Here is a 22543-nt window from a genome sequence, read left to right on the forward strand (position 1 = left end):
TTTCGAGCTGACGCGCCATGACCGATATACTGTTTTAATAAACAGTATATCAGTTGCGCCGATTGAACCGCTTAAAAAGCCTGGCCGGGCACCGCCAACGGCAACCTATTCAATATTCTGGGCCTGCTCACGCATCTGTTCGATCAGCAGTTTCAGGTCGATGGCGGCGCGCGTAACCTCGATGCCGCCGGCTTTCGAGCCCAGGGTGTTGGCTTCGCGGTTCATTTCCTGGAACAGAAAGTCAAGCCGTTTGCCGATGCTTCCCGTAGAGGCCTTGGCGCTGCTTGCTGCTGCTGCTTTTTCGCCCGGTGTCGGCTGCTTCGGTTGTGCGCCAGGTTCTTCTGCAGGCGCCTTCTGGCCAAGCAAATGCTGCAGTTCACTGATGTGCGAACGCAGACGGGAAAGCTCTTCGGCGACATCGATACGCATTGAAAACAAAGAGGTTTCCTGGGCAATGCGGGCGGAAAGCTCTTCGCCGCTAATATTGGCCAACCCGCCGGGGCTGGCGGCCTCCAGGGCGTCGCGTAGTTTGGCGGCCAGTTTCTGCCGATGCTCTTCCAGCAGCTGCGGCAAACGGGCCTCAACCTCTTTGGCGATGTCGACAACACCGCGCGAGCACTCGAGCATCATCTCGGCCAGGCGGGCACCCTCGCGCTCGCGATTGGACTGAAGTTCGATCAATGCCTGGTTGCTTGCCTCGACACATAGTGCACTCCAGGCCTTGGGGTCGGGAGCTTCGTCTGAGCCGCTCGCGCCCTTGAACAGCTCGGGCAGCGAAGGCGCGCGGGTATCGGGCATGAAGCTGCGCACGCGCTGGAGCTGCTCGGCCATGCGTTGCAGATACTCGTCGGTCAGGGCCTGTTCGGCATTGGCGGCGGCGCGAATGAAGTTTGCCCTGAGCTCGATCTTTCCACGCCTCAGATGCTTGCTGATCTGTTCGCGCAGGGGGGTCTCCGCCAGGCGTAAATCGTCGGGCAAACGCAGGCTAAGATCCAGATAGCGGCTATTGACCGTACGGATTTCGACGGTAACGCTGCCCAGGTTGGATTCGGCCCGGGCTGCGCCGAACGCGGTCATGCTGCGTATCATGAATGGGTATCCTGCATAATATTGGTAGTGCCCTCTATTATTGCCCATAGACGGCAAGTCTTATTTTTATCTCCAGGAGTTCTCTTGTCTTCCAGCACCCAAAGTACCAACCCACGACCGTCCGGCCGTCTGCCTGACCAGTTGCGGCCTGTTTCCCTGGAAACGGGCTATACCCGCCATGCCGAAGGGTCGGTGCTGATAAAAATGGGTGACACCCATGTTTTGTGTAATGCCAGCGTGCTCGACAAAGTGCCGCCGTTCTTAAAGGGCAAGGGGCAGGGCTGGGTCACCGCCGAGTACGGCATGTTGCCGCGCTCCACCCATACGCGCTCCGATCGCGAGGCGGCACGGGGCAAGCAAAGCGGGCGCACACAAGAAATCCAACGTCTGATCGGACGCAGCCTGCGGGCCGTATTCAATCTGGAGGCGCTGGGTGAGCGCACCTTGCATCTGGACTGCGATGTGTTGCAGGCAGACGGGGGCACGCGTTGCGCAAGCATTACGGGCGCATGGTTGGCGGCCGCACTGGCAGTACGCGGCCTGACAAGCGCCGGCTTGCTTGCCGGCAATCCTTTACTTGATCATGTGGCGGCGGTGTCTGTGGGCCTGGTAGGCGGGCAACCCGTACTTGATCTTGATTATCCTGAAGATGCCGGTTGTGGCGCCGACATGAATATCGTCATGACCGGGCAGGGCGGCTTCGTCGAGGTTCAGGGTACCGCCGAAGGCCAAACGTTTGACCGCGCGCAGCTTGATGCGCTGCTGGCTCTGGCCGAGCAAGGCATTGCGGGTCTGATTCAATTGCAAAAACAGGCGTTGTCCGACGCATCATGAAGACCGATCACACTAATCTCACCCCAGCGAACCAGCCTGCCATGTCCAAGGTTGTGCTGGCCTCAAACAACGCCGGCAAGCTCAAAGAGTTTTCCGCCATTTTGGCCGGCGCGGGCATACAGATGGTGCCGCAAGGCGAACTGGGCGTTAGCGAAGCCGACGAACCGTTTGCCACGTTTGTTGAAAACGCGCTGGCCAAGGCGCGCCACGCCAGCCTGCATACGGGGCTGCCCGCCCTGGCCGACGATTCGGGTCTGTGCGTCAATGGCCTGAACGGCGCCCCGGGCGTGTATTCGGCCCGCTATGCGGGCATGAACGGCGGTGAAAAATCCGACGCGGCCAACAACCTTTACCTGCTCAGCAAGCTCAAAGGCCAAACTGATCGGTCGGCTTCGTATGTGGCCGTACTGGTATATGTGCGCAGCGCCGACGACCCCCGGCCGATCATTGCCGAAGGCGTATGGAACGGTTGCATCGCACTTGAACCGGCGGGCAGCAATGGCTTTGGCTATGACCCCTACTTTTACCTGCCCGATCTTGGCATGACCGCCGCCCAGTTGCCGCCTGAAGAAAAAAACCGTCATAGTCATCGCGCTCGTGCACTACGTAAGCTGCTCGACTGCCTGGTGGAACGCCACGAGGCCTAAGTGCAAAAAGTCATACGCATTACACCCGAGGGGGGTGCCAAACGGGCGGCCCCGACACCAGGCGGAATCAGGCTAACGAGCTTGCCGCCCTTATCGTTGTACGTGCACGTACCCTGGTGCGTGCGCAAATGCCCATACTGCGATTTCAACTCGCACGAGTTGCAAGCCGAGCTGCCCGAGGCCGAGTATCTGGCCGCCCTGCGCGCCGATCTTGAGCAAGCGCTGCCACTGATCTGGGGCAGGCAGGTACATACGGTTTTTATTGGCGGTGGCACGCCCAGCCTGCTGTCAGCGGCGGCAGTGGATGAAATGCTGGCCATGTTTCGTGCCTGTCTGAACCTGTGGCCCGATGCCGAAATCACCATGGAGGCCAACCCGGGTACAGTCGAGGCCGCACGCTTTCAGGATTACGCCCGCAGCGGCGTCAATCGCGTGTCCCTAGGCATACAAAGCTTTGACGACGCAGCACTGAAAACCCTGGGCCGCATTCACGACTCGGCACAGGCGCGGCGCGCTATCGACGCTGCGCAAAAGGCGTTCAAACGCGTCAACCTTGACTTGATGTTTGCCTTGCCTGGCCAGACGCTTAAGGGCTGCGAAACCGACCTGCGAACCGCCATGGGCTACGGCACCGAGCATTTGTCTTTATACAACCTGACCCTTGAGCCAAATACGGTATTTGCCAAGTATCCGCCACAAGATCTTCCTGATGAAGACCTGGCGGCGGCAATGCAAGACGAGGTCGCAGAATGGGCACAGCAGGGGGGCTGGCAACGCTACGAAGTTTCCGCTTATGCGCGACAGGGTGCGCGTAGCCGCCACAACCTTAACTACTGGGAGTTCGGCGATTACCTTGGCATTGGTCCGGGTGCACACGGCAAGTTGTCATTCGCCGATCACATCATTCGCCAATCCAGACTGCGCCAGCCGCAGTCATGGATGGCCAAGGCCCGGAACCGTGACGGCAGCCATATTGCCGAAGAGCGAAACGTTACGGCTCAAGAGCTGCCCTTCGAGTTCATGCTCAATGCACTGCGGCTGAAACAGGGCGTCAGCGCTGCCAGTTTCGAAGAGCGCACCGGTTTAAGCCTGGCATCGATCGTGCCTGTATTGAATCGTGCCGCGTCTAAGGGCCTGCTTGAAAACGACCCGTCGCGCATTCAGGCAACGCCGCTTGGCTGGCGTTATCTGAACGATCTTGTATCGATGTTTCTTGATTGAGTGCGCAAAGATTGCACTACAATTTGACCCAAGATGGGGCGCCGCACCAATGAGGGGCGTAACCTCTGTGTTTGAACGCGGTATTTTCCGGCGAACAGGTCGAGCCGACTGACTCCGAGTGCCGAAAAAATTGGCACGAATATTGCGTGATGCCTTGTGTCGTCCTCTTATTGACCTTTACCCAAGCCTGGAGCACCTATGTCCACCGCAGAAGAAATTGTGAAGCTGATCGCTGAGCGCGAAGTTGCCTTTGTGGATTTTCGTTTTACTGACACGCTCGGCCGCGAGCACCACATGACCGTGCCCGGCGCGACCGTCGATGAAGAAAAACTCGAGTCCGGACAAGCCTTCGATGGCTCATCGATTGCCGGATGGAAGGGCATCGAAGCCTCGGACATGCTGTTGATGCCCGATCCCACCACTGCGCGCCTGGACCCGTTTCGCGAGGAAACCACGCTTATTCTCACCTGCGACGTGCTCGAGCCTTCGGACCTTAAAGGCTACGACCGCGACCCACGCTCATTGGCGCGGCGTGCTGAAGCGTATCTGAAGTCCAGCGGCTTGGGCGACACCGCCTACTTTGGCCCCGAACCCGAATTCTTTGTCTTTGACGGCATCACCTGGAACGACGACGCGTCGGGCTGCTTCGTGAAGATCAAATCCGAAGAAGCTTCATGGTCGCGCGGCCTTGATCTTGAAGGCGGCAACATGGGGCATCGCCCTTCGGTCAAGGGCGGTTACGTGCCCGTGCCGCCGGTCGACTCCTTCCACGACATGCGCTCCGAAATGTGCTTGCTGCTTGAACAACAGGGTCTGCCCGTAGAAGTTCACCATCACGAAGTGGCCGGCCCCGGCCAGATGGAAATCGGCACGGTGTTTTCCACACTGGTGCGTCGCGCCGACTGGAACCAAATCCTGAAATACACGGTGCATAACGTGGCTCATGTGTATGGCAAGACGGCCACCTTCATGCCCAAGCCGGTCGTGGGCGATAATGGCTCGGGCATGCACGTGCACCAGTCCATCTGGAAAGACGGCCAGAACCTTTTCGCGGGCAACGGCTATGCAGGCTTGTCGGAATTTGCTTTGTTTTACATCGGCGGCATCATCAAGCACGCACGCGCCCTGAATGCATTGACCAACCCCGCAACCAACTCCTACAAGCGCCTGGTTCCGCATTACGAAGCGCCGGTCAAATTGGCGTATTCGGCGCGCAACCGTTCGGCTTCCATTCGTATTCCTTACGTCAGCAGCCCCAAGGCCCGCCGTGTCGAAGCCCGCTTCCCCGACCCCATGGCCAACCCCTACCTGGCTTTTTCGGCCCTGATGATGGCCGGCCTGGACGGCGTGCAAAACAAGATTCACCCCGGCGATCCGGCCGACAAGAACCTGTACGACCTGCCGCCCGAAGAAGACGCAAAGATTCCGACGGTATGCGCCTCGCTTGAAGAGGCCCTGCAGGCGCTGGACTCCGACCGCGAGTTCCTGACGCGGGGCGGCGTGTTCAGCAACGACATGCTCGATGCCTATATCGAACTCAAAATGGCCGAGGTGACGCGCTTGCGCATGACCACTCACCCGGTCGAGTTCGACATGTACTACAGCCTGTAGCGGGCACGGCGGGCGGGCGTAAGCGATGGACGACATCAGCCACTACGACCTGCTTGCCACCGCCATATTGGCGCTCGACAGTCAGGGTAACGTGATTGAAGCCAATGTTGCGGCTCAAGAGCTCTTTGGGCAGTCGCAGCGCCAACTTGTCGGCTTAAGCGCTTTGTCGCTGTTTTCAACTGACGAAGCGCTTGCGGCACGCTTTGCCGACGCGGTCTGTGGGCGTTATGGCGTGCTTCGGCTCACCACGGCCGCCAAGGGGCCGGCCGGCGAATTCGCATCCAGTCTTACGGTAGCGCCTGTCGACCACGATAAATGGTCGGCACTACTGGAAGTGCGCAGCCTTGACCACCAGGGCGCGCCCGATCGTACCCAGCAACTTAGCAAAGAGCTGCAGGTGCAACGAGAGTCCTTGCGCAATCTGGCTCACGAGGTAAAGAACCCCCTGGGCGGCATACGCGGCGCAGCCCAACTGCTTGAGGCCGAGCTCGGCGCCGGCCCTTTACGGGAATACACCAGTGTCATCGTCAGCGAGGCCGACCGGCTGCGCGTCTTGATCGACCGGCTGATCGCCCCGCAGGGCGACAGCCTGCGAATGCAGCGTTTCAACGTCCACGAAATTTGCGAGCGTGTACATACGTTACTCAAGGCGGAATTCTCACCGCCCATCGAGGTGCTGCGCGACTACGACGCATCGTTGCCCGAGCTGGACGGCGACCGGGAACGACTGCTGCAGGCTTTGCTGAACGTGGCCCGCAATGGGGCTCAAGCCTTGCTCGAGCAGGGGTCTGCGGACAAACCCACACTGACCTTGCGCACTCGTATCGGCCGACAGCTTGTGCTGGCCAGTCGCCCCGTGCGCATGGGCGTGGTCGTTTCGGTCATCGACAATGGGCCGGGCATAGCTGATGCGCTGCGCGACAAGGTGTTTCACCCGCTGGTCACCGGGCGGGCCAGCGGTACCGGCCTGGGCTTGAGCCTAGCCCAGGAGTTTGTTCAACAGCACGGTGGAATCATCGAGTTCGATTCCTGTGTTGGCCACACCGAGTTTCGCCTGATCCTTCCCTTGGAGCCATCATGAACCCGGTTCAGATTGTTAAATCCCATTCCTTTGTCAGGCGGTTCTCAAACCCTATTACGGAGTTGTCATGAAGGCCGTTTGGATAGTCGACGACGACCAGAGCATACGCTGGGTGCTCGAAAAGGCCTTGCAGCGGGCCAACTTGCCGACACGCAGCTTCGTGTCCGCTGCCGATATGCTCGAAGCACTTCAAACAGAAACCCCGTGCGTGCTGGTCACCGACATCCGCATGCCTGGCAAGGACGGGCTGACGCTGTTGCACGAGATCAAGCAGAGCCACCCTCAACTGGCTGTCATTGTCATGACTGCCTACACTGACCTGAGCAGCACAGTGGCTGCGTTTCAGAAGGGCGCCTTCGACTATCTTGCCAAGCCGTTCGACATCAACGAAGCGGTGGCATTGATCCAGCGAGGTATCGACGCCACGACCCAGACAAACCAAAAGGGGCAAACCGAATCGGAATCAGGCGAGCGCCTGATGATGAAATCGGCATCTCCGGCCATGCAAGAGGTCTTTCGCGCTATCGGGCGCCTGGCCATGTCACCGGCCACGGTTCTGATCACGGGCGAGTCGGGCACCGGCAAAGAGCTTATCGCCCGCGCTCTGCACACTCATAGTGCGCGCGCGTCAAAGCCCTTCGTTGCCTTGAACGCTGCAGCCATACCACGTGACCTGCTGGAGGCCGAACTGTTCGGCCACGAAAGAGGGGCATTTACCGGCGCCACGGCCATGCGCCGTGGCCGCTTTGAAGAAGCCGACGGCGGAACCTTGTTTCTGGATGAAATCGGCGACATGCCTTTCGAGTTGCAGACGCGGTTGCTGCGCGTCCTGGCCGAAGGGGGGTTTTATCGGGTGGGTGGGTCACAAACCATTCGGGTCGATGTTCGAATCGTGGCGGCCACGCATCAGCCTCTGGAACAACGGGTTGCCCAAGGGCAGTTCCGCGAAGATCTTTTCCACCGCCTCAACGTCATACGTTTACGGCTGCCTCCATTGCGTGAGCGCAAGCAGGATATCCCAGCGCTGGCCGCGTTATTCTTGCAAAACAGCGCAGAAAAACTGGGTGTGGCGGTACGCCGCCTCACACCGCAGGCCGAGCGCGCACTCATAGACTTTGACTATCCGGGCAACATCCGACAGCTTGAAAACTTCTGTCATTGGCTGACAGTCATGGCTGCCGGGCAGTGGGTGGACGTGACCGACCTGCCTCCGGAAGTCTTTGCCGACACGGGCTCACTGGGCCCACAGTCAAGCGTGGCAGTCACGAATGTGCAAGGAGAAGCGGCCGAACAAGACGATTTTGGCGTGCCGGTATGGACGCAGTTGCTGGCTCAGGATGTCGCCCGGCGGCTTGAGCGAAACGAACCAGCCATTATGTCCACGCTCATGCGCGAATTTGAGGCGACATTGATACAAACCGCTTTAACGCATTCTCGCGGGCGTCGCGCCGAGGCGGCGCAGCGCCTGGGCATTGGCCGAAACACGCTTACGCGCAAGTGTCAGGAACTGAAGATCTGAACCCGCCTTAACCGGCTTCTTCGCCTCGCAAATAGGCTTGTGCGCGTTGCGCCATCAAGGCTTCGCGGCGTATGAAGTCGGCGACGAAAGTACTGGCGGGCGCATGATGCAGACCGTAAGGCGTATCCCACTGTGCGATGACGCCTTTTTGCATGACACCGATACGATCGGCAATGGCAAAGGCTTCGGCCTGGTTGTGCGTGACCAGTAGGGCAGTGTGTTGCGTCGCCTTGAGAATATCGCGTACTTCAAACGCCAAGCGTTCGCGAGTATCAATGTCCAGATTGGAAAACGGCTCGTCCAGCAGCAACAGGTCGGGTTGGGGTGCCAGAGCGCGGGCCAGCGCCACGCGCTGCTGCTGGCCCCCCGACAGTTCGTGAGGATAACGGCGCCCCGTACCTTCGAGCCCTACCAAATGCAACAGATCGTTGACGCGCCGTGCGCGTTCGGCCTTGTCCAGCCGGCGCAGCCCGAAGCCAATATTCTTTTCCACGGTCAGATGCGGAAACAAGGCGTAGTCCTGGAACATCATGCCAACGCCCCGGTGTTCGGGTTCAAGCTGAAATTCCACAGTGGAAAGCACGGTGCCGTCCAGCACAATACGCCCCGCACGCAAGGGTTCGAAGCCGGCAATGGCGCGCAATACCGTAGTCTTGCCGCAGCCCGACGCGCCCAGCAGGCAGCCGATATGACCGCGTTCGAGACCCAAAGAAAGGTTTTCGACCACGCCTTGACGGCCTTGGGGGGTGTCGTAAGCCAGCGTAACGGCTTCAAGTTGCAGGATTTCAGCCATGTAGCGGCAATTTCGGTTCAGAAAACATAGATATGATGCGTGGCGCAAGAGTGCATCCAGGCCTTGATTTTACAAAGATGAGTTCAATGGCCCGATTTTAACTGGTGGCGCGCCAACAAAATGACCGGAAGCAGGCCGACGACGACAATCGCCAGGGCGGCCACGGCACCTTCTTCGTAAGTACCGCGCGCTGCTTCGGCATATAACCAGGTGGCAAGCGTTTCAAAGTTGACCGGGCGCAGCAGCAAGGTGGCCGGCAGCTCTTTCATGGTGTCTACGAAAATAAGCAGCGCTGCGGCGCCAAGGGCCGGTCGCAGCAAGGGTAAATGAACTCGCCGTAAAGTGCCGGCAGGGCTTTCGCCCAAGAGCCGTGATGCTTGCTCGAGAGATCTTGGTATGCGGTCAAGACCCGACTCCAGGCTACCCACCGAGATGGCCAGAAAGCGGATTACATAGGCGCCCACAAGCGCTGCTGTAGACCCCATAAGCAACAGGCCGGGCGGCGTATCGGTAAAAGGGCGCATCAACCAGGCCAGTGCGTTGTCGAGGCCGATGATAGGCAAGAGCATGCCAATGGCCAGTACCGTGCCGGGCAGGGCGTAGCCCACTGTTGCAACACGCGAGCACAGCTTCATGAAGCGGGTCTTGGCGGTATGGGCGCTGCGTACCGCCCAGGTAACCACCAGGGCGGCCGCAACCGTGATCAGCGTGGCGAGCAGGGCAATGCTTACGGTGTTGTAGCCGCTTTGCAGCAACTGAGCCGAAACCCCGCCCGTGGTCTCAAAATGCTTGATGGTTTCGCCAAGCAGGTATAGGGCCGGGGCAACGAAGCCAATAACGATCGGAAACCAGCAAAGTGCCATGACCAAGGCTGCGCGGGCGCCGCTCAAACGCTCGGGTTGCACCGGCCGCATGCGTTGGGTATTGGCATAGCGTTGATGCCGCCGGCCATGCCGTTCGAGCAAAATAAGCATCACGACGATCGCGACCATGGCAAGCGCAATTTGCGCGGCACCGGCAAGGTCAGACCTGGTGATCCACGTGGTATACACCGATACGGTCAGGGTTTGCACGCCCAGAAACTCAGATGCGCCAATGTCGTTGAGGGTCTCGAGCAAGGCCAGGCTGACGCCCACCGCAATGGCCGGACGGGCCAGCGGCAAGGCCACTCGCAAAAATACGCCGCGGCGGGTCTGCCCCAATATGCGTCCGGCTTCGAGCAGGCTGGCTGCCTGAGTAGCGAACATGACCCGCGTGCTTAAGTACACATACGGGTAGAGCACAAAGCCCAACAGAAAAATGGCGCCGGGCAGGGCACGCAAATCGGGCAGGCGGAACTGGCGAGGGCTATCGTAGCCTAGAACGTCGCGTATGAGCCCCTGAACCGGCCCCAACGGATGAAGAATGTCGAGATACGCGAAAGCGACAATATAGGTTGGCACCGCAAGCGGCAGCAATAGGGCCCAAAGCAAAACGCGACGCGTGGGAAAGTCGTATGCGGTGACAAGCCAGGCGCTTCCTGTGCCCAGACAGGCGACCAGTACCCCCACGCCCAGCAATAATGCTGCCGTGTTGCGTAAAGCGCTAGGCAGCACGTGCTGTCCCAGATGTTGCCAATGTTCGAGCGAGCCGCCCAACGCCATCCAGATCAGGGCGCCGATGGGCGCCGCCACGCAAAGCGCAATAAGCGTGGCGCCCAGCCGCCAGGACCATCCGGCAGAAGGGCGCAGCGAGGACGTCCGGCGTTTTGAAGCAGGCGGCGGCGAGGCGGCCTGCGCTTTGTCGGGAAACGTTTTAGTTATCGAAGCCAACTTTGTCCACCAACTCGCTGGCCTGCTTGCGATGCTTTGCTATCTCGGCCAAGGGCAGAGGGTCGACCACCAAGGTACCAAAGCTGGCCACGACCGGATCCAGAGGAACGCCGGCGCGGACGGGATATTCGTAGTTGGCATTGGCATAAAGGGCCTGGGCCGGCTCGGAAACCAGATACTCGAGCAGCTTCACCGCCTGGTTGCGATTGGGTGCGTGGCGAGCCACGGCAGCCCCCGAAATATTGACATGGGTCCCTTTGCTGCTGTCGCTGGCGAAGGTGGGACGCACGACGCGAATCGCTTCGCCCCATTTGCGAGCGTCTGAACCCGGCTCGGCGTTCTTCATGCGGCCTACGTAATAGGCGTTTGCAATACCTACGTCGCAGATGCCGCCCAAAATGTCGCGCGCCACATCGCGGTCGCCTCCGGTGGGCTTGCGCCCCAGGTTGGCCTTGAGGCCTCGCAACCATTGCTCGGTCGCCTCAACGCCGTTATGAGCAATGAACGCTGCGATTAAACCGGTGTTGTACGGGTGCTGCCCCGAGCGTGTGCAGAACTTGCCTTTCCATTTTGGATCGGCCAACGACTCGTATGTCAGTTCCGTGACATCGACCTCGGTCGACACATATGCCACTCGATCGCGCAATGACAGCGAATACCAGTGGCCGTCTGTGCCGCGCAAGTTGGCAGGTATGGTTTCGTTCAATACTTTGGACTCAATGGGCTGAGTCACACCTGCCTGCACCAGATCGATCAGGTTACCGATGTCGACGGTCATGAGTACGTCGGCGGGCGATTTGTCGCCCTCGGCCTTTACGCGCTCGAGGAGCCCGTCTTTGACAAGCACGGTGTTGGCCTTGATACCGGTGTCTTTCGTGAATTGTTCAAGTATCGGCTGAATCAAACCTGGTTCGCGAGTGGTGTACACGGTAACGTCGGCAACCGCATTACCCGCGCAAGCCGCCAGACTTGCCACGACGACGGAACGGAACAACGGCAAAAATTCAAAGCGGGGTGCACGCATGGTAGTTTCCTGTAATGCAAATGATTATCAGCTACATATTTAATGCAGGAAAATATAACAGTTTAGAACAAACGCATCAACTGAATTGACAGCCCGGTCAAGCTGGACCGTTATGTTGGCATCAGGCGCCCCAGGCGTGTCTTGCTTAAAATCAAACGTTTGGGTTCGCGGCCAATTTGGCCGGTTTTTTGGCATGGACGAGCAGAAAATATTGCGCCCGCTATTCTTAAACACCTCTAAATCCCGCATTTCAAAAGAAATTTAACTTAGTGAACACTAAATAGTGTAGAATCGACTCACAGCGGTTCACGTCGATAACCACGCCAAGGGGCTCACGAAATTACACCTTCGTTCCGTTGGCTTTTTTACGAATAAGACTATGGCAGCTTTCAATTCCGAGCAGGTTCTCAGCGTACGTCACTGGAACGACACCCTTTTTTCCTTTACGACCACGCGCGATGCCGCACTGCGCTTTCATAACGGGCATTTCGTCATGCTGGGCCTCGAAATCGAGGGCAAACCCCTGATGCGTGCCTACAGCATTGCCAGTGCCAACTACGAAGAAAACCTCGAATTCCTAAGCATCAAGGTACCGAACGGCCCGCTTACCTCTCGCTTGCAACACTTGCAGGTGGGAGATTCCGTGCTGATCAGTAAAAAGCCGGTCGGCACGCTGGTGGTGGACGACCTGAAACCAGGTAAAAACCTCTATCTGTTCGGTACGGGCACCGGGCTTGCACCATTCATCAGCATCATTAAAGACCCCGAGGTCTACGAGCGCTTTGAAAAAGTGGTGTTGTTGCACGGTGTACGTTATGTCAGCGAGCTGGCCTACGCCGATTTCATCCAGAACGAACTGCCCAATAACGAATACTTCGGCGACGTCGTGCGCGAAAAGCTTATTTATTATCCAACCGTCACGCGCGAGCCTTTCCGCAATACCGGGCGCCTGACGACGGTAATCGAGTCGGGCAAGCTATTCCAGGATATCGGTCTGCCTCCGCTCAATCCCGACACCGATCGCGCCATGCTTTGCGGCAGCCCCGCCATGCTTTCCGACGTCAGCAAGTTGCTCGACGATCGTGGGTTTGTGGTGTCCGCCGGGGTGGGCGAGCCGGGCGATTACGTCATCGAACGCGCGTTCGTTGAAAAATAGTTGCGCACATGCGGCTTCGGCGGGGGTGTTAATTTTTGCTATAGCTGTTTAAACTCTGATAGTCGTTTTATTTTCAACCCACAGAGCGTAGACACCATGGCTAAGCAAATCATTCACACCCAAGCCGCGCCGGCTGCAGTTGGACCATACTCCCAAGCGGTTGTTGCGCCCGCAGGCAAAACGGTCTATTTATCGGGCCAGATCGGGCTTGAGCCCGGTACGGGCGAGCTCGTATCCGAAAACTTCGAAGGGCAGGTAAGGCAGTCATTTGCCAATATGCAGGCCGTCATCGAGCAGGCCGGTGGCACGCTCGAGAACATCGTCAAGCTTACCCTTTACCTGACCGACCTCAGCAAGTTCGCCAGTGCCAACGCCATTATGGCCGACCTCATTCCCGAGCCTTACCCGGCGCGTTCCACCATTGGCGTGGCCAGCCTGCCCAAAGGCGCGCAATTCGAAGTTGAAGCCATTATTGTCGTCTAGCCGCTTGGGCTCAGCCGATATCGAGCCGTTCGATGGCCCCATCCGCTTCCAGGCAACGTAGCAAGTCGGCACCGGCGCACCCGGCGCAGGACGCGCTTAGCGCCGTCCAGCGCCGCTTTTTGCGTCTGGGCCTCGAGCAACAGCAAGATTTCGTCGTTCACTTGCCATTGCGCTACGAAGACGAGACGCGCATTTTGCCCATCGCATCATTGCTGCCGGGCCAAACCGGCCAGGTCGAAGGCGAGATCCTGCACAGCGAGGTTCAGTTTCGGCCGCGTCGCCAGTTGGTCGCAACGCTCGAAGACGGCACAGGCCGACTCGCGTTACGCTGGCTCAACTTTTACCCCAGCCAGCAAAAGCAGGTAGAACGCGGCAAACGCGCGCGAGTGCGTGGCGAAGTACGAAACGGCTTTGCCGGCCTCGAAATGGTTCACCCCCGCGTAACCGTTGCCGGCGGCGAACTGCCAAGTTCTTTAACCCCTGTTTATCCCACCACCGACGGGCTTAGCCAGCCGACCTTGCGTCGCGCCATTGACCACGCCTTGCAACAGGCCGACCTGGGCGACACGCTTACCGAAGAAATACGCCGGCGATACAGGCTGATGCCCTTTGAAGAAGCAATACGAACCTTGCACCACCCGCCGGCAAGCGTGTCATACCACGACCTGGTCGAGCGCGATCACCCTGCATGGCGACGCATAAAGTTCGATGAACTTCTGGCCCAGCAGTTGTCGCTCGCCATGGCGCGAGCGGCACGACTCTTGCAGCGCGCCAGGCTCTGCGAGGCAACCGAACACGGCCTGGTCAAGGCGCTGGCCCGGCGCATACCTTTTGAGCTTACTGCGGCCCAGAAACGCGTCGTGGCCGAAATTTCAGCCGACCTTGCCCGCAGACACCCCATGCACCGTTTGTTGCAAGGCGACGTGGGCAGCGGCAAGACTGTGGTGGCCGCGCTTGCCGCTGCCCAGGTGATTGCGAGCGGAGCCCAGGTGGCCATCATGGCGCCCACCGAAATTCTTGCCGAGCAGCATCACCGCAAGCTTTGCGATTGGCTCGAACCGTTAGGGGTACACGTGTCGTGGCTTGCCGGCAGCCTGGGCAGCAAGGCGCGCAGGCAAAGCTTCGAAGACATCGAGTCAGGCAGGGCGCAATTGGTGGTGGGTACCCAGGCGCTCATTCAAGACAAGGTGGTCTTTGCAGATTTGGGCCTGATCATTCTCGATGAGCAGCACCGTTTCGGTGTGGGCCAGCGCTTGCAGCTAAGCCGAAAGGGCGAGGCCAAGACGAGTGCAGGGGCACTTATTCCACATCAACTGAACATGAGCGCCACACCGATTCCACGCACCTTGGCCATGACTTTCTTCGCTGACCTGGATGTCTCGGTTATTGACGAGCTGCCACCCGGACGCACGCCGGTCATTACCAAGCTTGTCTCCGACGCCAGGCGCGACGAGGTGCTGGCCCATGTTGCGCAAGAGGTACGCTCAGGCCGCCAGGCTTATTGGGTTTGCCCCCTGGTCGAAGAAAGCGAAGCACTGCAGCTGCAGACGGCGGTTGAAACGTACGAGCGTCTGAACCAGGCGCTGCCCGACCTGCGCGTCAGCCTGATCCACGGCAAGTTGAAACCCGCCGAGAAGGCACAGGTCATGGACGCTTTTCGGGCCGGCGAAACCGATCTCCTTGTGGCAACCACGGTGATTGAAGTGGGCGTCGACGTGCCCAATGCCTCTCTCATGATCATCGAGCATGCCGAACGCTTCGGCCTGGCCCAGCTGCATCAGCTACGCGGCCGAGTGGGGCGGGGCGCCGTGCAGTCCATATGCCTGTTGCTATACCAGGCACCGCTGTCTCAAGTGGCCCGGCAACGTTTGCGCGCCATGTACGAAACCAATGACGGGTTCGAAATTGCGCGTCGAGACCTTGAGCAGCGCGGCCCCGGAGAGTTTCTTGGCCTGCGTCAGTCCGGCGCGGCCCTGCTTCGTTTCGCCAGTATCGATGACGACGCCGAATTAACCGCCCAGGCCCAGGAGCTTGCCCGGGAATGGCTTGAGCATGCGCCGAAACAGGCGCAAGCGCACATGCAGCGCTGGATGCGCGGCAAACAGGATTATTTGCGCAGTTAAGCCGCATGCGGCTCTAAGCAAAACCCAAGCACAGGGGCGGGCCATGAACCCGCCGCAACGACACACCAGCGAGTACACCCATGACACTGACCGAACTTAAATACATTGTGGCCGTAGCGCGCGAACGGCATTTTGGACGCGCCGCCGATGCCTGCTTTGTCAGCCAGCCGACCCTCTCCGTGGCGATTCGAAAGCTCGAGGACGAACTGGGCGTGGTGCTGTTCGAGCGGGGTGGGGCGGAAGTGGGCGTGACCCCCATCGGCTTGCGCGTGGTGGCTCAGGCCCAGCGTGTACTTGAAGAAGCCACCAACCTGAAGGAAATCGCACGCCAGGGCCACGACCCGCTTGAAGGTCCTTTAAGGGTCGGGGTCATTTACACCATCGGGCCATACCTGCTGCCCAAGCTGGTACCGGCCCAGATCGACGTGACCCCGCAAATGCCCTTGGTCCTTCAAGAAAACTACACCACGCGCTTGCTGGAACTGCTGCGTCAGGGTGAGATTGATTGCGCCATTGTGGCGCTGCCCATACCCGACGCCGGTCTGATGGTGCAACCCCTTTACGACGAGCCCTTCGTGGTGGCCGTACCCAAGGGTCATCCGTGGGCACAGCTGGAACAGATCAGTTCCAGCGCCTTGAAAGAAGAAACCATGCTGCTTTTGGGCGCCGGCCATTGCTTTCGGGATCAAGTCCTTGAGGTCTGTCCGGAATTGTCTCGCTTTTCGGCGTCCAGCGAAGGCATACAGCGCACCTTCGAGGGCTCTTCGCTTGAAACCATACGCCACATGGTAGCGGCCGGGGTGGGAATAACCGTGTTGCCTGCCAGTGCTATCGGCACCGGCGACCCTAAACATGACCTGCTGGTCTATATTCCCTTTAAAAAACCGGTGCCCGACAGGCGAGTGGTGCTCGTCTGGCGCAAGAGCTTTCCGCGTCCCACCGCTATTCAAGCCTTGATCAGGGCAGTGCACGCCACGGACCTGGGCAGGGTCAATTACCTGGAAGCGCCCACCGACATGGCGACCTGAATTTCGTACAATACGAAGCTTATGAATCAAGAACTCTCACTTACCTTCATCGGCGGGGGCAATATGGCCTCGGCCCTGGCTTCGGGCCTGATCGGCAAACGTTGCGGCGCCTCTGACGTGCACGTCATCGACATCAACCCCGGCCAGCTCGAACATTGGCGCGGAATGGGTGTCAGCACGGCGACGGCGCCCGACGAAACCATGTCCGCGCACCGCATATGGATCTTTGCCGTCAAACCGCAGGTCATGAAAGAAACCGTGGCGCAGTGCAGGCCTTTTTTGCGCCCCGATACGCTGGTCATCAGCATCGCCGCAGGTATTAAAAGCAACACCCTGGCCGGCTGGCTGGGCCAAGAGCAACCCTGGACACGGCTGGTGCGATGCATGCCCAACACCCCGGCGCTGATCGGCGCCGGCGCTTCGGGTCTATTGGCTCTGGCGGGTGTCTCTGAAGACGACAAGGCCGCTGCTCAACTATTGTTCAAGGCAGTGGGCGAGTATGTCTGGGTTGAAAGCGATCAGCAGCTTGATGCCGTAACGGCGTTGTCGGGAAGCGGCCCCGCTTATGTGTTCCTGTTTCTCGAGGCCCTTATCCAGGGCGGTATCGACCTGGGCCTCGATGCAGAACAGGCGCGCAAGCTGGCGTTAGCCACCTTGAACGGCGCCACCCAGTTGGCGGCGTTGTCGCCCGAAAGCCCCGAAACGCTGCGCGAGCGCGTGACATCCAAAGGCGGCACAACCGCCGCTGCCCTATCCATTTTCCAGCAACAGGGCTTTTCCACCCTGGTTCAGCAGGCCATGCGCTCCGCCTACGATCGTGCGGGCGAACTGGCCGTCGAGTTAGCCAAATGAACACCTCCAGCCAAACCGTATTTATTCCCATGACCTTGCGGCAAATGGCCGTTGCCGTGCTGGTCATGTGCGCCATTGTGGTCGGCTCCAATATTCTGGTTCAGTATCCGGTCAACCGCTGGCTGACCTGGGGCGCCCTGACGTATCCCATCGCGTTCCTGGTGGCCGACGTCTTGAATCGTCGCTTCGGGCCCGGCGCAGCCCGGCGTGTGGCGGTGTTCGGGTTTGTGGCCGCGGTGCTTGTGTCATTTTGGGTGGCCACACCTCGCATCGCCCTTGCTTCGGGCCTGGCTTTTTTGTGTGCTCAACTGCTCGACATCTACGTTTTCGACCGCCTGCGCGAGCAGCGCTGGTGGCGGGCGCCGCTTATCGCCGGCGTGGCCGGCGCCACACTCGACACCTTTATTTTCTTCAGTGTGGCCTTTGCCGGTACGTCCGTGCCATGGGTGACCCTGCTCTTCGGTGACCTGGCCATCAAGCTGTTTATCAACGCGACCATGCTGGCGCCGTTCAGAGCCTTTATGTGGAATCTGGCCAAGCCGGCCCTGGCGCAACCGGGTACGGTTCAGCCTGCCAAGCATTAGCCACACCTTTGGGCAGTACCAAAAAAAAGAACCGGTTTCATACCGGTTCTTTTTTGTACTAGCCGTGGGTATTGATCAGGCCAGACCTTGCTTTTTCAGTGCGGCAACGACGCCGGGGTCGGAATCAAGGCGGGTAAGGAAACGTTGAAAGTTCTTCAAGCCCGAGACGTCAAGGTTTTTGAAACGCGTCCATAGACCTATGACGTACAGGTAAGGGTCGGCAATAGAGCGTTTTCCGGTAAGCCAGTCTTTGCCCTCGAGTTGCTTATCGGCGATTCCCAGCAAAAAGCGCACGCGTTCGGCGCACTTGCCAACCAGCATCTTTTGAATTTCCGGGTCTTGGCTGTAAGCCTGGGGGCCGAAAATAATCGAGAAAGTGCGATGCACGTCGGCATTGACGAAGCTTAGCCAGCGACGAACCTCGGCACGTTCGACCCTGTCTGCACCGTGCAGACCGGCTTCGGGATGCAGCTCGTTCAGATATTCAAGAATGGCAACGCTCTGCGTCAGAACCAGGTCGCCATCCACCAGCACGGGCACCGAACCCACGGGGTTCAGCTTCAGAAACTCGGGCTGCTTCAAGGCTTCGCGCTCAACAGCCTCGAGCTCGTAGTCCTGCCCCATCCATTCCATGGCAATTTGGCTGACCAATGGGCATGCGCCCTGCATATAGTAAAGTTTCAACTGCTTCTCCTTGAAGTTGCGGCGCTAAGCCGCGCGGGTTCGTTGCGTGAAATGCTATTTAAGATGGGTGTCCAGAAAATCGGCCATCCGGTGATAAAACTCGAACTTGTTTTCATCGTTATGAAAACCGTGCCCCTCATTGTCCTTTACGAGGTACTCAACGTCGACGCCGCGAGCCTGCAGGGCGGCCACCATCTGGTCGCTTTCGTCTTTATTGACGCGTGGGTCGTGGGCACCCTGAGCAATAAGTAAGGGGGTGATGATTCGTTCGGCGTTCAAGGCGGGGGATGTCGCCTCGAGGCGTTCGCGATCGGCCACTGGGTCGCCCACCATGGTGTGCATTTTTTCGAGCATGGGCTTCCAGTAGGGCGGAATGGTGTTCAGGAACGTAAGCAGATTGGACACCCCTACGTAATCGATCGCCGCAGCGTATAGTGTGGGCGTGTAGGTGATGCCGGCCAAAGTGGCATAGCCGCCATAACTGCCGCCATAAATGGCGATACGGCCTGGGTCGGCAATACATTGATCGATCAGCCAGTGCACCCCATCGGTAATGTCGTCTTGCATCGCCAGACCCCATTGCCCGAAGCTGCTTTGCCAGAACTCGCGTCCGTAGCCGGTAGAGCCACGGAAATTCATTTGAAGCACCGCATAACCGCGATTGGCCAGGAATTGCGCTTCGGGGTTGAAGCCCCAACTGTCGCGGGCCCAGGGGCCCCCATGGGGATTAACGACGCAGGGCAGATCGCGTGCCTCACGCCCCAGCGGCAAGGTCAAATAGCCATGAATGCTCAGGCCGTCGCGGCTTTTATACTGAATGGGCCGCACCGTCGCCATGTGCGCTTCGGGAAGCTCGGGGTTGATGTCGGCAAGCTTGTCCAGCGTGTCGAGCTGCGCGTCGTAGATATAGCGGCTACCGGGTGTGCGGTCGTTATAGGCGGCGATAATAAACTTGCGCTCGTTGCGTGTGCTGCTTTGATAGGCCACTTCGTAGCCGCGCAGATGCTGACGCAAACGTTCATGACGCTTGGCGCTGATCTCGTCAAAAAAATGATACGCCGGTTTGTCGGTTTGATACACCGCTGCGGTCAGCACCTTGCGCAAGCGCGAGTACGCGGCGCCGTCCAGATCGACCTGCTCGGTCTGAAAAACGACTTCTTCTTGCTCGGGCGTGGCCGGGTTGATGCGTACCAACGCAAGCTTGTCCCGGCCCCGATTACTAAGCGCATAGAGCCCCTCGTTGTCAAAATCAAAGAACTGGGGCGCCACCGTGGTACGAAAATCGGTTTGTATCAGGGCACGAAAGCTGTCGTGCTCGTCGTCGCGGTGCATTAGCACTGTATTGAGCCCGTCGCTGGCGACACCCCCGCGAACCCGGCCTGCATGGTCGGTTTGCCAGCCCACAATATTGCCCGGATTTTCGGCGACCAGCTCAAGGTCGCCGCTGCGTACATTGACCCGATACACGTCGAACAATTCGGCATTGCGGCCATTGTGGCTGACCAGCAGGTGATCGGGGTCGTCTTCCAGGTCGTCTTCGATGCCGGCACGAACCCCGGGAAACGGGGTAAGGTCGGTAACCGTGCCTGTGCGAACGTCTACCGCGAGAACGTGAAAGTTCTCGTCGCCGTTGAAGTCTTTTTCGTAGATGACGGTGTGTTCACCCTTCCAGAAATACCCGCTGATATCGCGCTGGGTTTCTGCCGTGACTTGCTTGGCCTTGCCTACAGGCTTGCTGCCTTCCAGCGACTGAACAAATATATTCATGCGCGCGGGCTGCCCGTCGATGGAAACCGGCTCCATGAAACCCAGCATCGAGCCTTCGTCGGACAACCGAAAGAAACCGCGCGGCGGATTGCGGAAAAAAGTTTCGATAGGGTAGATGGGCGGGACAGACTGCGCGGCCGTTTCACCGGGCTGAACAGCATGGCTTTGCAGCCCGAACGGGAAGATTGAAAGCATGAAGGGGCCCTTTAAATCGCTCAGCCATTACTATATCGGCTTGTGAGCACCGTGCAAATGGTCATCCCGACTCGCGCGTTCACCTAACCATCGCGCAGGCAAGCCTGATTTCCTGCCTTTACACAATTCCTTATTGATTGATTGTTGCCTGAACCATGCATGCTCCCGACTTTTCCCTTGCTGGAAAAACCGCACTGATTACCGGCTCGACTCAGGGCCTTGGCTTTGAGATAGCGAAGGCCTACGCGGCCATGGGGGCCATGGTCATCATCAACGGGCGCTCGCCCGAACGCGTTGAACGGGCCGTGCAAGCCATAGCCGGTCAGGGTGGACGCGCGGCGCCCTGGGTGCACGACGTGGCGAACCTTGAACAACAAGAAGGCGTGCTTGAAAAGTTATGTGCCAGCGTCGGCACGCCCGACATTCTTGTCAACAATGTGGGCGTGCGTTTGCGTCAGTCGCTCAGCGAGTCCAGCTTGGCCGACATCCAATCCCTCATGCACGTCGATCTGATCTCAACCATGTATCTGTCGAAACTTTGCGCACAGCGCATGGTGCAAGAACGCCTGAAAGGTCGGATTCTGACACTGACTTCCATCGCCGACCGGGTGGCACGGCCTGGCGATGCCATTTACCCGGTTGCCAAACATGGCTTGGCCGGGCTGGTAAAGGCGTTGGCCGTCGAATTCGGGCCACATGGCATCACCAGCAATGGCATTGCCCCCGGTACTTTTGCCACCGAAAGCAATGTCGAGTTGGCGCGCGACCCGGTGCAAGGTCCTCGCGTCTTGGGCCGCAACCCGCTCGAGCGATGGGCCCAGCCCCGCGAAATCAGCGGTGCCGCGGTATTTCTGGCCTCGCCAGCGGCGTCTTACGTCAACGGCCACATACTGGTCGTCGACGGAGGCTTCTCCATCGCTTTTTAAAGGTTTACTTTAAACTGGTGGTTTTGCCGCTCCCCCTGGCTTCTTTACTTCAACATGAACACTGTTTTTCGTCTGGCCATCAATGGATACGGCCGTATCGGTCGCTGCGTCTTGCGCGCGCTGCATGAATCGTCGTTAAAAGACCGGTTCAGCATTGTGGCCATCAACGAGCCGGCCGATCTGGACACCATGGCGTACCTGACGCGCTTTGATTCCACCCACGGCGTGTTTCCCGCAAGCGTAGGGCAGGGCGAGAATCAACTTATTGTCGACGGGCAGGCCATTGCCGTGACCCATGAAACCGACCCCGAGGCCGTTCCGTGGCGAGACTTCAATCTGGATCTGCTCATTGAGTGTTCGGGGCGGTTCGGCACGCGCGAGCAGCTCCAGCGGTTCGTCAGTGCCGGCGCACCCAGGCTGTTGCTGTCGCACCCGGGCGCAAGCGCCGCCGATGTGGACGCCACGGTGGTGTATGGCATCAACCATCAGCATCTGGCCGGCACCGAAAGCCTGGTGTCCAATGCTTCGTGCACGACCAATGCCATTGTTCCCGTGCTGGATCTGTTGCACAGTACGTTTGGACTGGAGCAGGCTTTCCTGACCACTTTGCATTCGGTCATGAACGACCAGCCGCTTATTGACGGCTACCATAATTCAGACCTGCGTCGAACCCGCTCGGCGATGCAGTCGTTCGTGCCCGTCTCCACTGGCCTGGCCAAGGGCGTCGAACGCCTTTTACCCGAGCTGGCCGGACGCATACAGGCCAAGGCCATACGGGTGCCGACCCTTAACGTATCAGCAATTGATCTCATGTTTCAGGCAGGCAGCGACCTGAGCGTCGAAGGCATCAATGCCTTGATGCAGACTGCCGCGGAACAGGCCAAGGGCCTTATCGCCTACTCTGATCAGCCGCACGCATCCGTCGATTTCAATCACAACGCCCACTCGGCCATTATTGACGGCAGCCAGACGCGGCTGTGCGGTTCGCGCATGGCCAACGTGCTGGTGTGGTTCGACAACGAATGGGGCTTTGCCAACAGGCTGCTCGACGTTGCCGATTTCTGGCGTGGCCTTATTCCAGCGCGCACCGCCTAGCCGAGGCCCCGGACGAAGGC

Annotated in this window: 20 protein-coding genes; 14 read left to right on the plus strand and 6 right to left on the minus strand. The window is 59.0% G+C overall.

From position 1 onward, the window contains the following. Window positions 1-105: 105 nt before the first annotated feature. A complete protein-coding gene (locus VL003_RS05535) occupies window positions 106-1089 on the minus strand; it encodes a YicC family protein (RefSeq protein WP_325440396.1) in 984 nt (327 codons plus the stop codon). A gap of 84 nt (window positions 1090-1173) precedes the next feature. Here VL003_RS05535 and rph point away from each other — a divergent pair, with 84 nt between their 5' ends. The 6 genes from rph (at window position 1174) to ntrC (ending at window position 8002) form a co-directional block, all read left to right on the plus strand. Next, window positions 1174-1923, plus strand: coding sequence for a ribonuclease PH (gene rph / locus VL003_RS05540; RefSeq protein WP_325440398.1), 750 nt, complete (start codon window positions 1174-1176; stop codon window positions 1921-1923). Then, window positions 1920-2570: an RdgB/HAM1 family non-canonical purine NTP pyrophosphatase gene (rdgB, locus tag VL003_RS05545; RefSeq protein ID WP_325440400.1), complete on the plus strand. Its 651-nt coding sequence runs from the start codon at window positions 1920-1922 to the stop codon at window positions 2568-2570. The genes rph and rdgB overlap by 4 nt, the downstream gene beginning before the upstream one ends. A gap of 12 nt (window positions 2571-2582) precedes the next feature. After that, complete coding sequence (gene hemW, locus VL003_RS05550; protein ID WP_325440461.1) at window positions 2583-3791, plus strand: radical SAM family heme chaperone HemW; 1209 nt, start codon at window positions 2583-2585, stop codon at window positions 3789-3791. Between the two features lie 198 nt (window positions 3792-3989). Then, complete coding sequence (gene glnA / locus VL003_RS05555) at window positions 3990-5402, plus strand: type I glutamate--ammonia ligase (RefSeq protein ID WP_325440402.1); 1413 nt, start codon at window positions 3990-3992, stop codon at window positions 5400-5402. Window positions 5403-5427: 25 nt separating this feature from the next. Further along, window positions 5428-6483 (plus strand): nitrogen regulation protein NR(II), encoded by a 1056-nt coding sequence (glnL, locus tag VL003_RS05560; protein WP_325440404.1) that lies wholly within the window; start codon window positions 5428-5430, stop codon window positions 6481-6483. 67 nt (window positions 6484-6550) lie between these two features. Continuing rightward, the gene (gene ntrC, locus VL003_RS05565) at window positions 6551-8002 is read left to right on the plus strand and encodes a nitrogen regulation protein NR(I) (protein ID WP_325440405.1); all 1452 of its coding nucleotides are present in this window, start codon (window positions 6551-6553) and stop codon (window positions 8000-8002) included. 7 nt (window positions 8003-8009) lie between these two features. Here ntrC and VL003_RS05570 read toward each other — a convergent pair whose 3' ends face one another. From VL003_RS05570 to VL003_RS05580, 3 genes are all read right to left on the minus strand, one after another. Next, on the minus strand, window positions 8010-8795 hold the full coding sequence (locus VL003_RS05570; protein WP_325440407.1) for an ABC transporter ATP-binding protein: 786 nt from the start codon (window positions 8793-8795) through the stop codon (window positions 8010-8012). A gap of 83 nt (window positions 8796-8878) precedes the next feature. Continuing rightward, window positions 8879-10525, minus strand: coding sequence for an ABC transporter permease (locus VL003_RS05575; protein ID WP_414708251.1), 1647 nt, complete (start codon window positions 10523-10525; stop codon window positions 8879-8881). 64 nt (window positions 10526-10589) lie between these two features. Further along, window positions 10590-11630, minus strand: a complete 1041-nt coding sequence (locus VL003_RS05580; RefSeq protein WP_325440409.1) for a Fe(3+) ABC transporter substrate-binding protein — start codon at window positions 11628-11630, stop codon at window positions 10590-10592. Between the two features lie 379 nt (window positions 11631-12009). Here VL003_RS05580 and VL003_RS05585 point away from each other — a divergent pair, with 379 nt between their 5' ends. The 6 genes from VL003_RS05585 to VL003_RS05610 all read left to right on the plus strand — a co-directional run bounded on the left by VL003_RS05585 (window position 12010) and on the right by VL003_RS05610 (window position 17856). Beyond that, window positions 12010-12786, plus strand: coding sequence for a ferredoxin--NADP reductase (locus VL003_RS05585; RefSeq protein ID WP_325440411.1), 777 nt, complete (start codon window positions 12010-12012; stop codon window positions 12784-12786). Window positions 12787-12882: 96 nt separating this feature from the next. Next, window positions 12883-13269: a Rid family detoxifying hydrolase gene (locus VL003_RS05590; RefSeq protein WP_325440413.1), complete on the plus strand. Its 387-nt coding sequence runs from the start codon at window positions 12883-12885 to the stop codon at window positions 13267-13269. Between the two features lie 32 nt (window positions 13270-13301). Next, window positions 13302-15392, plus strand: a complete 2091-nt coding sequence (recG, locus tag VL003_RS05595) for an ATP-dependent DNA helicase RecG (RefSeq protein ID WP_325440415.1) — start codon at window positions 13302-13304, stop codon at window positions 15390-15392. Between the two features lie 80 nt (window positions 15393-15472). After that, entirely contained in the window at window positions 15473-16420 is a 948-nt protein-coding gene (locus VL003_RS05600) for a LysR substrate-binding domain-containing protein (protein ID WP_325440417.1), read from the plus strand. Window positions 16421-16441: 21 nt separating this feature from the next. Next, window positions 16442-17272, plus strand: a complete 831-nt coding sequence (gene proC / locus VL003_RS05605; protein WP_325440419.1) for a pyrroline-5-carboxylate reductase — start codon at window positions 16442-16444, stop codon at window positions 17270-17272. A 29-nt stretch (window positions 17273-17301) separates the two neighbouring features. Beyond that, window positions 17302-17856, plus strand: coding sequence for a VUT family protein (locus VL003_RS05610; RefSeq protein WP_414708252.1), 555 nt, complete (start codon window positions 17302-17304; stop codon window positions 17854-17856). Window positions 17857-17931: 75 nt separating this feature from the next. Here the strand turns inward: VL003_RS05610 and VL003_RS05615 are convergent, their stop codons facing one another. After that, window positions 17932-18540: a glutathione S-transferase family protein gene (locus VL003_RS05615; protein WP_325440423.1), complete on the minus strand. Its 609-nt coding sequence runs from the start codon at window positions 18538-18540 to the stop codon at window positions 17932-17934. A 54-nt stretch (window positions 18541-18594) separates the two neighbouring features. Further along, a complete protein-coding gene (locus VL003_RS05620) occupies window positions 18595-20502 on the minus strand; it encodes an alpha/beta hydrolase family protein (RefSeq protein ID WP_325440425.1) in 1908 nt (635 codons plus the stop codon). Between the two features lie 155 nt (window positions 20503-20657). Here VL003_RS05620 and VL003_RS05625 point away from each other — a divergent pair, with 155 nt between their 5' ends. Continuing rightward, complete coding sequence (locus VL003_RS05625; protein WP_325440427.1) at window positions 20658-21428, plus strand: SDR family oxidoreductase; 771 nt, start codon at window positions 20658-20660, stop codon at window positions 21426-21428. A gap of 54 nt (window positions 21429-21482) precedes the next feature. Further along, window positions 21483-22523: a type I glyceraldehyde-3-phosphate dehydrogenase gene (locus VL003_RS05630; protein WP_325440429.1), complete on the plus strand. Its 1041-nt coding sequence runs from the start codon at window positions 21483-21485 to the stop codon at window positions 22521-22523. Window positions 22524-22543 lie beyond the last annotated feature (20 nt).

Origin of the sequence: Pusillimonas sp., assembly GCF_035515275.1 — a bacterium.
Classification (GTDB): domain Bacteria; phylum Pseudomonadota; class Gammaproteobacteria; order Burkholderiales; family Burkholderiaceae_B; genus Pusillimonas.